The organism is Pseudomonas sp. D8002 (assembly GCF_013385695.1).
Taxonomy (GTDB): domain Bacteria; phylum Pseudomonadota; class Gammaproteobacteria; order Pseudomonadales; family Pseudomonadaceae; genus Aquipseudomonas.
Genome location: NZ_JACAPM010000068.1, coordinates 19,988 through 33,434 on the forward strand (window position 1 = coordinate 19,988; position 13,447 = coordinate 33,434).

The 13,447-nt window shown below is 63.8% G+C and carries 15 protein-coding genes; 8 read left to right on the top strand and 7 right to left on the bottom strand.

Going from position 1 to position 13,447, the window contains the following annotated elements:
- Nucleotides 1-98 precede the first annotated feature (98 nt).
- Nucleotides 99-713, bottom strand: a complete 615-nt coding sequence (gene leuD, locus HX807_RS30740) for a 3-isopropylmalate dehydratase small subunit (RefSeq protein ID WP_003208984.1) — start codon at nt 711-713, stop codon at nt 99-101.
- Nucleotides 710-2,131, bottom strand: a complete 1,422-nt coding sequence (gene leuC / locus HX807_RS30745; RefSeq protein ID WP_177052110.1) for a 3-isopropylmalate dehydratase large subunit — start codon at nt 2,129-2,131, stop codon at nt 710-712. Before leuC ends, leuD begins: the two co-directional genes overlap by 4 nt.
- A 251-nt stretch (nt 2,132-2,382) precedes the next feature.
- Between leuC and HX807_RS30750 the strand changes: the two genes are divergently transcribed.
- From HX807_RS30750 to HX807_RS30785, 8 genes are read left to right on the top strand one after another with little or no spacing between them, the layout of a single operon-like run.
- The gene (locus tag HX807_RS30750) at nt 2,383-3,585 is read left to right on the top strand and encodes a PepSY domain-containing protein (RefSeq protein ID WP_177036844.1); all 1,203 of its coding nucleotides are present in this window, start codon (nt 2,383-2,385) and stop codon (nt 3,583-3,585) included.
- Nucleotides 3,582-4,121, top strand: a complete 540-nt coding sequence (locus tag HX807_RS30755; protein ID WP_008431660.1) for a hypothetical protein — start codon at nt 3,582-3,584, stop codon at nt 4,119-4,121. The genes HX807_RS30750 and HX807_RS30755 overlap by 4 nt, the downstream gene beginning before the upstream one ends.
- Nucleotides 4,118-4,447, top strand: a complete 330-nt coding sequence (locus tag HX807_RS30760; protein WP_003208992.1) for a hypothetical protein — start codon at nt 4,118-4,120, stop codon at nt 4,445-4,447. Before HX807_RS30755 ends, HX807_RS30760 begins: the two co-directional genes overlap by 4 nt.
- Entirely contained in the window at nt 4,444-5,004 is a 561-nt protein-coding gene (locus tag HX807_RS30765) for a DUF6162 family protein (protein ID WP_102605703.1), read from the top strand. The genes HX807_RS30760 and HX807_RS30765 overlap by 4 nt, the downstream gene beginning before the upstream one ends.
- Before the next feature lie 26 nt (nt 5,005-5,030).
- Nucleotides 5,031-5,951: a metal ABC transporter substrate-binding protein gene (locus HX807_RS30770; protein WP_023659272.1), complete on the top strand. Its 921-nt coding sequence runs from the start codon at nt 5,031-5,033 to the stop codon at nt 5,949-5,951.
- Entirely contained in the window at nt 5,948-6,694 is a 747-nt protein-coding gene (locus tag HX807_RS30775; protein ID WP_102369603.1) for a metal ABC transporter ATP-binding protein, read from the top strand. Before HX807_RS30770 ends, HX807_RS30775 begins: the two co-directional genes overlap by 4 nt.
- Nucleotides 6,691-7,584, top strand: coding sequence for a metal ABC transporter permease (locus tag HX807_RS30780; protein WP_177052113.1), 894 nt, complete (start codon nt 6,691-6,693; stop codon nt 7,582-7,584). The genes HX807_RS30775 and HX807_RS30780 overlap by 4 nt, the downstream gene beginning before the upstream one ends.
- Nucleotides 7,584-8,531, top strand: coding sequence for a metal ABC transporter solute-binding protein, Zn/Mn family (locus HX807_RS30785; RefSeq protein ID WP_003208999.1), 948 nt, complete (start codon nt 7,584-7,586; stop codon nt 8,529-8,531). Before HX807_RS30780 ends, HX807_RS30785 begins: the two co-directional genes overlap by 1 nt.
- Before the next feature lie 149 nt (nt 8,532-8,680).
- On the opposite strand, the gene HX807_RS30790 is transcribed toward HX807_RS30785, so the two are convergent.
- The 5 genes from HX807_RS30790 to HX807_RS30810 all read right to left on the bottom strand — a co-directional run bounded on the left by HX807_RS30790 (nt 8,681) and on the right by HX807_RS30810 (nt 13,433).
- Nucleotides 8,681-8,905, bottom strand: a complete 225-nt coding sequence (locus HX807_RS30790; protein WP_003209001.1) for an MbtH family protein — start codon at nt 8,903-8,905, stop codon at nt 8,681-8,683.
- A gap of 80 nt (nt 8,906-8,985) precedes the next feature.
- Entirely contained in the window at nt 8,986-10,386 is a 1,401-nt protein-coding gene (locus HX807_RS30795) for an aspartate aminotransferase family protein (protein ID WP_087695097.1), read from the bottom strand.
- Nucleotides 10,387-10,536: 150 nt separating this feature from the next.
- Complete coding sequence (locus tag HX807_RS30800; protein ID WP_003209007.1) at nt 10,537-11,310, bottom strand: N-acetylmuramoyl-L-alanine amidase; 774 nt, start codon at nt 11,308-11,310, stop codon at nt 10,537-10,539.
- A gap of 123 nt (nt 11,311-11,433) precedes the next feature.
- Nucleotides 11,434-12,753 carry an ATP-binding protein gene (locus HX807_RS30805; RefSeq protein ID WP_008431673.1) on the bottom strand — a complete coding sequence of 440 codons (1,320 nt, stop codon included), beginning with the start codon at nt 12,751-12,753 and terminating at the stop codon, nt 11,434-11,436.
- Nucleotides 12,753-13,433 carry a response regulator gene (locus HX807_RS30810; RefSeq protein WP_003209011.1) on the bottom strand — a complete coding sequence of 227 codons (681 nt, stop codon included), beginning with the start codon at nt 13,431-13,433 and terminating at the stop codon, nt 12,753-12,755. The genes HX807_RS30805 and HX807_RS30810 overlap by 1 nt, the downstream gene beginning before the upstream one ends.
- Nucleotides 13,434-13,447 lie beyond the last annotated feature (14 nt).

Sequence of the window (13,447 nt, forward strand, 5' to 3'; positions counted from 1 at the left end):
GGGAGGCCGCTGTGCTCTTGATTTTGATCTGACTGCCCCATCCAGCCCGAAGCCGAACGCAGGCAGTGCGCAGCAGCCAACCTGCAACTACAGCCCCATCACCCGAGCCAGGGATTGGCCGCCAAATGCTCCCGCTCAAACGCCTTGATCTGCTCACTGCGCTGCAACGTCGTGCCAATAGCATCCAACCCCAACAACAACGCAGTCTTGCGCAACGTATCGATCTGGAACGCAATCACCTGCCCGTCCGCCAAAAGAATCTCCTGCGCCTCCAGGTCCACACTGATCTGCGCCTGCTCAGGCTGACTCACCATCTGCCCCAACCGCTGCAACACCGCCTCCTCCAGCGTGATCAACAACACCCCGTTACGCTGGCAGTTGTCATAGAAAATCCCCGCAAAGCTGCTGCCGATCAACGCGCGAATGCCCATCTGCTTCAGGCCCCACACCGCATGCTCCCGGCTGGAACCACAGCCGAAGTTCGGCCCCACTACCATAAAGCTCGCGCCCTGCCAGGCCGGCTGGTTCAGCACAAACTGCGGGTCAGGCTCACCCGAGGGCAAAAAGCGCAAATCAAAGAACAACCCGCGGTCCAGCCCGTTGCGGTCGATGCCCTTGAGAAACTGCTTGGGCATGATCACGTCGGTGTCGATATTGGCCGCCAGCATCGGCGCCGCCTTGCCGGTGATCCGAGTGAAGGGTTGCAAGCTCATGTGCGGTCTCCAAAGTGGCGAATATCCGTCAGCCGGCCAGTGATGGCCGCAGCGGCGACCATGGCCGGGCTCATCAGGTGCGTGCGGGCACCCGCGCCCTGGCGGCCTTCGAAATTGCGGTTGGTGCTGGAAGCGCAGCGGTCGCCCGGCTCCAGCACGTCGTCGTTCATCGCCAGGCACATCGAGCAGCCCGACTGGCGCCATTCAAACCCGGCGTCGATAAAGATCGCGGCAAGGCCTTCGGCTTCGGCCTGGTCACGCACTTCGGTGGAGCCCGGCACGATCATCGCCCGCACATGGTCGGCCACGTGCTTGCCGCGCACCACGCTGGCGGCGTCGCGCAGGTCTTCGATACGGGCGTTGGTGCAGGAGCCGATAAACGCGTGGCTGATCACAATGTCGCTCAACGGCATGCCGGCTTCCAGGCCCATGTAGTTCAAGGCGCGGCGCATGTCCTGGCGCAGGATCAGGTCGCTGATGTCTTGCGGGTCCGGCACGCGGGCGCCGATGGGGGCGGCCTGGTCGGGGCTGGTGCCCCAGGTGACCATCGGCTCAAGGGCGCTGGCATCCAGCTGCACTTCGAGGTCGAACACCGCGTCGGCATCCGAGTGCAGTTGGCGCCAGCCCACCAGGGCGCGTTCCCACAACTCGCCCGTCGGCGCGCGTGGCTTGCCCTTGAGGTAGGCGAAGACTTTTTCATCCGGCGCCATGAACGCTCCACGTGCGCCGGCTTCCACCGCCATGTTGCAAATGGTCATGCGCGCCTCGACGCTCAAGGCATCGATGGTCGACCCACAAAACTCAATGGCGTAGCCGGTGGCTCCCGAAGCGCCGATCTTGCCGATCAGCGCCATGATCACGTCCTTGGAGGTCAGCCCACGGGCCAGTTCGCCGTCCACGGTCACACGCAGGCTTTTCAGACGCTTGTAGACCAGGGTTTGCGAGGCCAGCAAATGCTCGATTTCCGAAGTGCCAATGCCAAAGCCGAACGCGCCCAAGGCACCGTAGGTGGTGGTGTGGCTGTCGCCGGCGGCGATCACCATGCCCGGCAGGATAAAACCCTGTTCCGGGGCGATCACATGTTCGATGCCCTGGCGCTTGTCGAGGATATCCAACAGCTCGATCCCGAAATCCCGGCAGTTTTCCGCCAGGTACGACACCTGGCGCGCGCCGCCCGCATCCGGCATGGTCGCGATGCGCTTGGGCGTGGTGGGGTTCACATGGTCGACCACCGCCAGCGCCGTACCGGGCCGCCACACACCACGGCCCGCCTCGCGCAAGCCGCTGAAAGCTTGCGGGCTGGTGTATTCATTGATCACCTGGCGGTCGATGTACAGCAGCACATGGCCCTGGTCATCCAGGCGGCACACCGTGTGGGAATCGATGTGTTTGTCGTAGAGGGTTCTGGCAGAAGTCATTATGGGGCTCGCTCAACGGTATGACCCCATCATAGGCAGCGCCCCCGCCCCATCAATCCCGCCTTGGTGATGGCTCGGAACATGTTTCGTGTTGCATGAATGCGTATCTGAAACATTTACTTTCATATCCGCCTTAGGGTTTTGTGTTTCTCATCCGTCTTAACTTAGATACAGCCGCTCGCGTCAGCAAAAGCTACGGGTGGCGTTTTCCGGGCCTTTACCGCCTCCCTCCGATCAAGACCCTCATTCACATGTCGAAGAAGTCACGCTCAAAACTCTGGTTTCTCGTGCACAGCTGGCTGGCATTGCCCATCTGGTTCTTTGTGCTGATCGTCTGCGTCACCGGCACCCTGGCGGTGGTCAGCCAGGAGATCGTCTGGCTGGCCAACCCGGACATCCGCGCCAGCAAGCCGTCGGACAATGCCGAACCGCTCACCTACGACCAGGTGATCGGCGCCATCAAGCGCGCCGAACCCCAGGTGATCGTCGAATCCCTGAGCCGCCCGGACGAATCGCACTTCGCCCTCAGCGCCGACCTCAGCTACCCCGACGGGCGCTCGCTGGAGGTCTACGTCAACCCATACACCGGGGTGATCCAGGGCATCAGCCCATCGTTCAACTTCCAGCAATTTACCCGTGCCCTGCATGGCTGGTGGCTGGTGCCTTTCACCAATGGCTACAGCTGGGGCTGGTACCTGGTCTCGCTGCTGGGCTTGCCGCTGCTGGCCTCGCTGGTCACCGGCCTCGTGGTCTACAAGCGTTTCTGGAAAGGTTTTTTCAGGCCGACCCTGCGCATTCGTCACGGTGCGCGGATTTTCTGGGGCGACTTCCACCGGTTGAGTGGCATCTGGTCGATCTGGTTTATCGCGGTGATTTCCATCACAGGCACCTGGTTCCTGATCCAGGCGATCCTGGGTGATAACCAGATCACCATTTCCAGCGAGCCGATCGTCCCGGCGATTGCCCGCGACAAAGTGCCGATGTCCGCCCCGGGCGTACCGGCGCCCATGATTCCCCTGGACGAGGCGATCAACATCGCCACCCAGCGCATTCCCGGGCTTGAGGCCAGCTTCGTGAGCCTGCCCAGCAACGCCTACAGCCACCTGCGCATCGGCGGGCGTGGCTGGTACCCGCTGATGTTCCAGACCGCGGAAATCAACCCGTACAACGGCGAAATCGCCGCCTCGCACCTGCTGTCCGACCGATCGGCCCTGGAGTTCGTCACCGAATCCATGCGCCCGTTGCACACCGGGGACTTTGGCGGGATCTGGATCAAGCTGATCTGGGCCTTCTTCGGCCTGGTGCTGAGCATGATGGTCTTGAGCGGCTTGCTGATCTGGACCAAACGCACGGCCCTGGCCACCCTCAATGCGCTGAAACGCGAAGCCAAGGCAGCCCGTCAACCGGCGAAAACCCAGGCCTTGCAGGCTGAGACCACGGAGGCCAACCCATGAACAAGGCCATGACGGTTCAACCCCCCTCGCCCCTGCGGGCCTTCTGGCTCAAATGGCGATTCCACATCAATATCCTGCTGTTGCTGGTGCCCCTGGGCTTCATGCCCAAGTACTTTGCCGACGCGGCACTGTTTCGCGGCGACAGCGGCCTGGGTGAACGGGAGATCGGCGAAGTACAGGTCGGCCCCTGGAGCCTGAAGCTCGCCGAACTACGCAACGAGCCGCCGCGCCCGGACCCGGCAGGCCCGATGAAATCCTTCAACGCTGCCCTGTGTGCCACGTGCATCGACCAGGTCAAGGCGACCTACCTGCGTATCGGCAAGCCCCGCAGCCTGCGGGCGGCCGGGGTGATTTTCTTCGGCACCCCATACCGCATGGGCGCTGCGTTGCCGATCCCTGAGCGCACCCCGCTGGACGCCGAAGTGTGGATCACCATGGAAGGCTGGGACGGCGCCATGCACCAGGCCTCCATTCCCTTGAGCCAGGCATCGCCGGCCACCATCGACTGGCTGAAAAAACGAGGAGTTAAACCATGACTTTGCCGCAACTGGCCCGCACCGTTGGCGCGCTGATCCTCAGTGCCGGTTTCAGTACCGTCGCCCTCGCCCACAACCCGATGTGCGAATGCAAGGAAATCGCCGGCGAGCAGATCCAGTGCACCGGTGGTTTCTCCGATGGCAGCGGTGCCCCCGGCGTGACCCTGGATGTGATCGGCTACGACGAGACCATCCTGGTGCCAGGCAAGCTGGGAGAAGACTCGAAGCTGACCTTCAAGAAACCCTCCGCCGAGTTCTACGTGTTGTTTGATGCCGGCCCCGGCCACGTGGTGGAAATCGACCAAGCGGATATCCAGCCCCAATGAGCCGTACAACCCAAGTCGTGCGCCCGGCCGGTGCCGGGCACGAAACCCTGTATGTCCTGCTGTTGTGCCTGATCATCCTCGCCGTTGCCGGCACGGTGGTGGCCTTGCGCGGTGAAAGCCAGGAGATCGCCGCCGTGCCCAGCCACCAACTGGACGCCCGCCGCGACCTCAGCGCCGCCGAGCAAGGCATCTACGCCGACCTGCGGGTGACCCTGGATGAAATCCACTTGCTGCAGGAGGAACACAGCGCCCTGCCGACGCCTGAACAGCTGGCCGAAGAGGGCTTCGCGCCCTTCGCCCAGGACGCCAGTTCGGTGAGCCGTGGCGACCACCGCTGGCAGTTGCTGGACGCGGCCTATCTGGGCCTGAGCCAGACGCCGGACCTCAGCGGTTCGCTGTTGATGCGCATCCGCGGCGCCGAGCCGGATATCTGGCTCAACCGCAGCGCCCACCTCACCGCCCCCACCGACCTCACTGACCAGGCGCTGATCAGCGCGGGCTGGCAGCAGGTAGTCGCGCAATTCGATGCCGGTGTCACCCGCCAGCATCGTCACTGAATTCACGTTGCAGCCGAGAGAAGACCATGTCTATTTCATCTCCATTATTACGTCTGGTGCTGGTCGGCCTGATCACCGTGCTGCTGGCCCCGTTCGCCAGTGCCGACCCGGCAAAGCGCCTGCGCATCGGCATCACCCTGCACCCGTATTACAGCTACGTCGCCAATATCGTCGGCGACAAGGCTGAAGTTGTCCCGCTGATCCCGGCCGGTTTCAATCCCCATGCCTACGAACCCCGCGCCGAAGACATCAAACGCATCGGCACCCTTGATGTGATCGTGCTCAACGGCGTCGGCCATGACGATTTCGCCGACCGCATGATCGCCACCAGCGAGCGCCCGGACATCCCGGTGATCGAGGCCAACGCCAACGTGCCGCTGCTGGCCGCCACCGGCAACGCTGCGCGCGGTGCGGGCAAGGTGGTCAACCCGCACACCTTCCTGTCCATCAGCGCCTCGATTGCCCAGGTGAACAACATTGCCCGGGAACTGGGCAAGCTCGACCCGGACAACGCCAAGACCTACACCCAGAACGCCCGCGCCTACGGCAAGCGCCTGCGCCAGATGCGCGCCGACGCCCTGGCCAAGCTCACCAGCGCGCCCAACCCCGACCTGCGGGTGGCCACCGTGCACGCGGCATATGACTACCTGCTGCGGGAATTCGGCCTGGAAGTCACCGCCGTGGTGGAACCGGCCCACGGCATCGAGCCGAGCCCCAGCCAGTTGAAGAAGACCATCGACCAACTGCGGGAACTGGACGTGAAAGTGATCTTCTCGGAGATGGATTTCCCGTCCAGCTACGTCGACACCATCCAGCGTGAATCCGGGGTGAAGCTGTACCCGCTGTCGCATATTTCCTATGGCGACTACAGCGCGGAAAAATACGAAGTGGAAATGACCGGCAACCTCAACACCGTGGTGCGGGCGATTCAGGAGTCCGGGGCATGACGGCGGCTGAACACCTGAGTGTGGCCAGCGTTGGCCCGACCCTCGACTTCGATAACGTCGCGCTGACCCTGGGCCGTACGGTGATCCTCGATGCAGTGAGTTTCCAGGTGCAGCCCGGCAGCATCCATGCGCTGGTGGGCCCCAACGGCGGCGGCAAAAGCTCGCTGATCAAGACCCTGCTGGGGCAAACGCCGCACCAGGGCCAGTTGAGCCTGCATTGGCCGGATGCACCCGGCACCATCGGCTACGTGCCCCAGGCGCTGGAGTTCGACCGGGGCTTGCCGATGACCGTCGACGATTTCATGGCCGCGATGTGCCAGCGGCGTCCGGCGTTTCTCGGGCTGTCCAAACATTACGCCGCCGCGATTGGCGATGCACTGGAACGGGTCGGCATGCAGGACAAGCGCAAGCGGCGCATGGGTGCCCTGTCTGGCGGTGAACGCCAGCGGGTGCTGTTGGCCCAGGGCTTGATCCCGGCACCGCAATTGCTGGTGCTGGACGAACCGATGTCGGCGCTGGACGAAGCCGGGATCCAGGTGTTCGAGCGGCTGCTGAACGACTGGCGCCAGGCCGGGATCACCGTGCTGTGGATCGAACACGACCTGGAAGCCGTCGGCCGCCTGGCCGATCGCGTCACCGGCCTGAACCGCCGTGTGCTGTTCGACGCCACGCCGAAAGAGGCACTGACCCCGGACCGCCTGCTGACCCTGTTCTCCACCCACCCACGGAGCCCGGCCTTATGAGCTATGAAGCCTTTCGCCTGATGGTCCAGGGCTGGGCGTCTTCCGGGTATCTGCCGGAAGCGCTGGCCTATGGATTTGTAGTCAACGCCCTGCTCGCCGGCCTGCTGATCGGCCCGGTGCTGGGTGGTTTGGGCACCCTGGTGGTGGTCAAGCGCTTTGCGTTCTTTTCCGAAGCCGTGGGCCATGCCGCACTGACCGGCGTGGCCGTGGGCATTCTGCTGGGGGAACCGTATACCGGGCCTTACGGCAGCCTGTTCGGCTACTGCCTGCTGTTCGGGATCCTGCTCAACTACCTGCGCAACCGCACGGGCCTGGCGCCGGACACGCTGATCGGTGTATTCCTCTCGGTGTCCCTGGCCCTGGGCGCGAGCCTGCTGCTGATTCTGGCGGGCAAGATCAACGTGCACATTCTCGAAAACGTGCTGTTCGGCTCGGTGCTGACCGTCAACGGCAATGACCTGCTGGTGCTGGCGATTGTCGGCGCATTGGTGATGGCCCTGGCCCTGCCGCTGTACAACCGCATCATGCTCGCCAGCTTCAACCCGCAGTTGGCAGCGGTGCGCGGGGTGGCGGTGAAGACCCTGGACTACCTGTTCGTGATCCTGGTGACCCTGATCACCGTGGCGGCGGTCAAGGTCATCGGCGCGATCCTGGTGGGTGCGTTGCTGGTGATTCCGGCGGCCGCCGCACGCCTGTTGAGCCAGTCGCTCAAGGGCTTCTTCTGGATCTCGGTGGTGATCGCCACCGTCAGCACCCTGTGCGGGATCCTGCTGCCGATCATCTTCGACCTGCCGATTCCGTCCGGTGCCGCGATCATCCTGGTAGCCGGTATCGCCTTCGCCGCCATCGCCCGCGGCACGGTCCCCAGCCTGAAAGGGAATCTTGGATAATGCGCCCGATGTTTCGACCACTGCTTCTGGCCCTGGCCATCGCCACACCGGCATTCGCCGCCGACGGCGTCAAGCCACTACAGATCACCGCCAACCAAGGCGTTGGCCATGCTGCCTTGAACCAGGCCAAGGCGACAAAACCGGTGAAAGTCCTCGCCGCCTTGCCGATCACCTATGGCTTGGCGCAGGTGTTGCTCAAAGGCACTGATGTGCAGCTTGAGCGCGCGGCACCGGCCAACCTGCCCGGCTCGCGGCAAGTCGCCTATTTCACCGGGCGCGGTGCGCAGGCGCTGAACACCCTGGCGCTGGACGCCGATGCAGCCATCGGCCTGCGCTCGCTGTGGCCCGACGACCCGCTGTACCCGGTGGCCCGGCGCAGCAATATCCGCATCGTCGAAGTCGACGCCGCGCGCCCGGTGGACGGCGGCTTGCCGGGGATTGCCGTGCAGCCGGGCGCCACCGACGGCCTGAACAGCCAGCCGTGGCAAGCCAGCAACAACATGGGGCGCATGGCCGATGTGATGGCCGCCGACCTGAGCCGCCTGGCACCCGAGGCCAAGCCGCAGATCGAAGCCAACCTGGCCGCGCTCAAGCAACGCTTGCTCAAGCTCACCGCCGACAGCGAAGCGCGACTGGCCAAGGCCGATAACCTGACGGTGGCCAGCTTGAGCGATCACTTTGGTTATCTCGTCAGTGGCTTGAACCTGGAGCTGGTCAGCACCGATGCAAGGGCGGATACCGAGTGGACACCCGAGGCGTTGCAGCAACTGAGCGAAGGCTTGAAGGAGAATGAGGTGGCCGTGGTGCTGCATCACCGCAAGCCAAGCGATGCAGTGCAGGCGGCGGTCACGGCGGGCGGGGCGAAGTTGCTGGTGCTGGGCACCGATGGCGCCGACCCGGTGGCGGAACTGGAAGGCAATGTGGATCAGGTGATCAAGGCGCTGTAACGCGCCTCTCACCGGCGAAACACAGTAAATGTGGGAGCGGGCTTGCTCGCGAATGCGGTGTGACAGTCAACACATACGGTGACTGAAACAACGCCTTCGCGAGCAAGCCCGCTCCCACATTTGAGTCGGTGTTATGCCCGAGGTCCGGGTCAGCCGGCAAGTGCCTGGCTATCCATCTTCTGGCGCAGGCTCAGCGGACGCATGTCGGTCCACACTTCTTCGATGTAGGCCAGGCACTCTTTCTTCATCCCGCTCTTGCCCACGGTGCGCCAGCCTTCCGGCACGGCCTTGTAGTCGGGCCAGATGGAATATTGTTCTTCATGGTTGACCACTACCTGAAACAGGATGTCTTCGCGGTCGAATACTGAGGTCATTGCTGTTCTCCGTCGGGGTAAGGCTGGCTGCGCACCACGCACAGCTGATGTAAGAAGGAACGTGCCAGCCCGATAAAAAATTAGAGGCTGGTGACCGACGCCGCCAGGGCGCGACCAAAAATCTCGGCCACACGGTCGATTTCTGCGGCAGTAATCACCAGCGGCGGCAGGAAACGCACGACGCTGCCGTGTCGCCCGCCCAGTTCGAGAATCAACCCGCGCTTGAGGCATTCACGCTGCACCAGCGGCGCCAGTTGGCGATGCACCGGCGGGTGGCCCTGGGCATCAGGCGCACCGGCGGGGTCCACCAGTTCCACACCGAGCATCAGCCCACGGCCACGAATGTCTCCCAACTGCGGGAAGTCGCGCTGCAGGATGCGCAGGTGTTCACCGAGGCGCTCGCCCATGGCGGCCGCGTGGGCGGGAATGTCGTGGTCCTTGAGGTAACGCATCACCGCCGAGCCGGCCGCCATGGCCATCTGATTGCCACGGAAGGTCCCGGCATGGGCGCCCGGCAACCAGGTGTCGAGCCAGTCGCGATACACCACCACCGCCAGCGGCAGGCTGCCGCCGATGGCTTTGGACAGCACGACCACGTCCGGGACAATGCCGGCATGTTCGAAGGCAAACATCTTGCCGGTGCGACCAAAGCCGCTCTGGATTTCGTCGACAATCAACGCCACACCAGCCTGCTCGGTAATGCGCCGCAGGCCGCGCAGCCAGTCGAGATCAGCCGGGATCACGCCGCCCTCGCCTTGCACCACCTCGACGATCACCGCCGCCGGCAGCAATACACCGGCCTCGGGATCGTTGAGCAGGTTTTCCAGATAATGCAGGTTGACCTTGACCCCTTCCGCGCCGCCCAGCCCGAACGGGCAACGGTAGTCGTACGGGAATGGCAGGAATTGCACGCCATTGCCGAGCAAGGCGCCCAGTGGCTTCTTCGGCCCCAGGCTGCCCATCAGGCTCAGGGCGCCTTGGCTCATGCCGTGATAACCGCCCTGGAATGACAACACCGTGCTCCGCCCGGTGGCGGTGCGCACCAGTTTCAGCGCGGCTTCCACCGCATCGGTGCCGGTGGGGCCGCAGAACTGGATCTTGGCTTCCTGCGCCAGCGCCGGCGGCAGCAGGCCGAACAGGTCCTGCACGAATTGGTCCTTGACCGGCGTGGTCAGGTCCAGGGTGTGCAACGGCAATTCATCGCTCAGCACCTGGCGAATGGCATCGATCACCACCGGGTGGTTGTGCCCCAGCGCCAGGGTGCCGGCACCGGCCAGGCAATCGATAAAGCTGCGGCCTTCGACGTCCTCGACATAGATCCCTCGGGCGCGCTTGAGCGCCAGGGGAATGCGCCGTGGGTAGCTGCGGGCATTGGATTCCTGCTGGCGCTGGCGGGCCAGCAGCGGGGTTTCATCGAACTGGTAAAGCGTTTCCGCAGGGACCGCCTGGGTCTCTTCGATACGGCTGGTAGCGACTGACATCTCTCGATCCCTCAATACGCTGATGATGGTGACCAAACTGCCCACCCGTTGGCGCCAGGCCCAAGGGCCGCGCACGGATTTCCTGTTCTGGAAACGCATCAGCGAAGGGAGGATTTACACCTGTGGTCGTTAAAAACAGCTTTAGCGGATTTACCCGGCCACCCCGGTGTATTTTTCATTCAACGCATACAGGATCGCGCAGGTCTGCGCATCCAGCCGCCCACTGTAGTCAGAGGGCCGAAAATGCATCTGGAACGCACGGACACGTTGCTGGAAACCCAGGCGATTTTTCGCCGGGGCATAACCGTAGCGCTGGAACGCCCGCTCCACCTCAACCTCTGGCGGCAGGCCGATGTCGAACCGACGTTGATAGGCCATCTTGGCCACCTCTTCATACCAGGCCCCCACGCCCGCCTCGAACAGGCAGCGCCATGGCAAGCGGGGGCCGGGGTCGCTCTTGCGCCAATAGGCAATGTCGGAATGCCCGAGGATGTCGGTAGGACCGATCGCCGGGTAACGCACCTGAATGTCACGAATCAAGGCGATCAACACGTCAATCTGCTCTGCGCCATACGCCGGGAAGGTCAACACACCGGCGTCATCCCGGGCCTGGTTGACGATTTCAATGCCGATGGAGCGGCTGTTGAGGTTATCGCGCCCGGCCCAGTGGCTGGTGCCGGCGTGCCAGGCGCGTTGCGCTTCGTCCACCAGGCGAAATACCCGCAACTCGTCATAGCCGGCGGCGCGGTAGCTGGCGTCATGGGGATCGGCCAACAGGTAGTGGGCACTGAAACCGTCGCGGGTCAGTGCACGCAATGACGAGGCAAAGGGCGCGGCGGTGTAATGCACAATCACCTGGCGCACGGCCTGGCCATTGCGCTCATTGAAGTCGTTTGCGGGATAAGTGGAATCGATAACCAACATAGGGGCTGTCCTTTTCAACACAGGCCGAGTCATTCAGCCGGTTCAAACACAAAAAAATGACCGCCATCCTGAAGCGTTGCGCTTGAGGATGGCGGTAGCTATGTGTGCTGTGAAAAGAAGGTTTCAGCGCCGCAACGGCATGCCCAGGTCGACGCGCATGCCATCGGCCTGGCTGTCGAATTTCAGGGAGCACGAGCAGCGCTGCACGATGGCCTGGACGATCGCCAACCCCAGGCCGCAACCCGGGCTGTTGCCGTTGCGCCAGAAGCGCTGGGTCAAGTGTTGCAAGTCTTCGCTGGAAATCGGCGCGCCATGGTCACGCACCCGGAACACCACATTGTCGCCAGCGCTGGACACACTCAGCTCCACCCGGGTATCGGCCGGGGTGTGGCGCAACGCGTTGTCCAGCAGGTTGCGCAGGGCGGCGACGGCCAGGCCCACCGGCATTTCCAAAGGTTTTTCGGACAAACCGTCTGCCAGGATCAGGTCAATACGCTGATTGTCGCCGCCGTTGGCATCCTGGATCGCCAGTTGCGCAACTTGCTCGGCACTCGATTGCAGGCCGTCATCAAACGACAGGCTGCCTTCGACCCGCGCCAGCAGCAGCAACTGCTCAAGGGTGCGGTGCAAGCGGTCGGCGCCCTCTTCAGCATGGGCCAGGGACTGGTCACGGGCGGCGCCTTCGGTCATGCGCGCCACTTGCAGGTGGGTCTTGATCGCAGTCAACGGGCTGCGCAGTTCGTGGGCCGCGTCACCGGTCAAGCGGCGTTCGCGTTCGATGGTCTTGGCGATGCGTTGCAGCAACTGGTTCTGGGTGTCGAGCAGTGGCTTGAGTTCGCTGGGCAGCGGGCTGATCTGCAACGGTTCGAGGGAGTCGGCACTGCGGCGCATCAAGGCGTCACGCATGCGGTTGAGCGGCAACAGGCTCTGGCCGATCCCCAGCCACAACAGGCACAGGCAGCCCAACAATGCCACGCCCACCGGCACCGAGGCGGCCAGCAGGATCGACAGGTTCAACGCTTCACGCTCCACCTGCCGGTCGGCGGTGGTGATAAACAAATCGCCACGGGACAGGGTAAAGCTGCGCCAGCCCACGCCATCAATCATCTGGTCGCGAAAGCCGCTCTTGCGCGACTCCAGGCCCTGGTCCGGCGTGGTGTGGCTGCGGGCCAAAACCACGCCGCGCAAGGAACTGACCTGGCACGCCATACCGCCTGGCACGTTCAATTGTTCGGCGCTGAAGTGCGCGCCCTCCCCCGTGCTGGAAAGGCCGGGCATCTGCTCCATCAGGCCCGCCACCATGCGTGCCGACGCCACCAGGCGCTGGTCGAGGGAAAACATCATCTGGTTGCGCAGGTCGTTGAGCATCCACGCGGCGGCCAGGACCCAGATCAGCACGAAAGCTGCGCCGAGCTTGAAGGTCAGCCGCAGGCGCAGGCTCATCACGAAGCGTCCTCTCCACCGTCAGCCGGGCCCAGGCGATAGCCCAGGCCGCGCACGGTTTCGACGATGCCATTGCCGAGTTTGCGCCGCAGGTGGTGGATGTGCACGTTGAGGGCGTTGCTTTCCAGTTCATCGTTCAGGCCGTAGACGCTGTCCTTGAGCTGCTCGCTGGAGAGCACCCGGCCGCGGTTCTGCAACAGGGCCTGCAACAGCGCCTGCTCGCGGCGGGACAGGTCCACCGACTCACCGCCCAGCAACGTTTCGCGGCTGCTGGGGTTGTAGGTCAGGCGCCCGTGCTCGATCAGGTTGACGCTGCGGCCGGCTACCCGGCGCAACAGGGTGTGCAGGCGTGCGGCGAGTTCGCGCAGGTCGAAGGGCTTGAGCAGGTAGTCGTCGGCACCGGCCTGCAGGCCGTCGACGCGGTTGGTCACCGAATCCCGTGCGGTCAGGATCAGCACTGGAATCTCCAGGCCCTGGCTGCGCAGTTGCTGCAACAGCTTCAAGCCGTCTTCATCCGGCAGGCCGAGGTCGAGTACCATCACGTCGAATTCCGCCACCTTGAGCATCGCCCGGGCAGCCGCAGCCGTGCCGACGCGCTCGACCGTCAGGCCCTGGGCGCTGAGCCCGGCAACAATGCCGCTGGCGATCAGCTCGTCGTCTTCACAGACCAGTACGTGCATGGTGAACCCTTTGC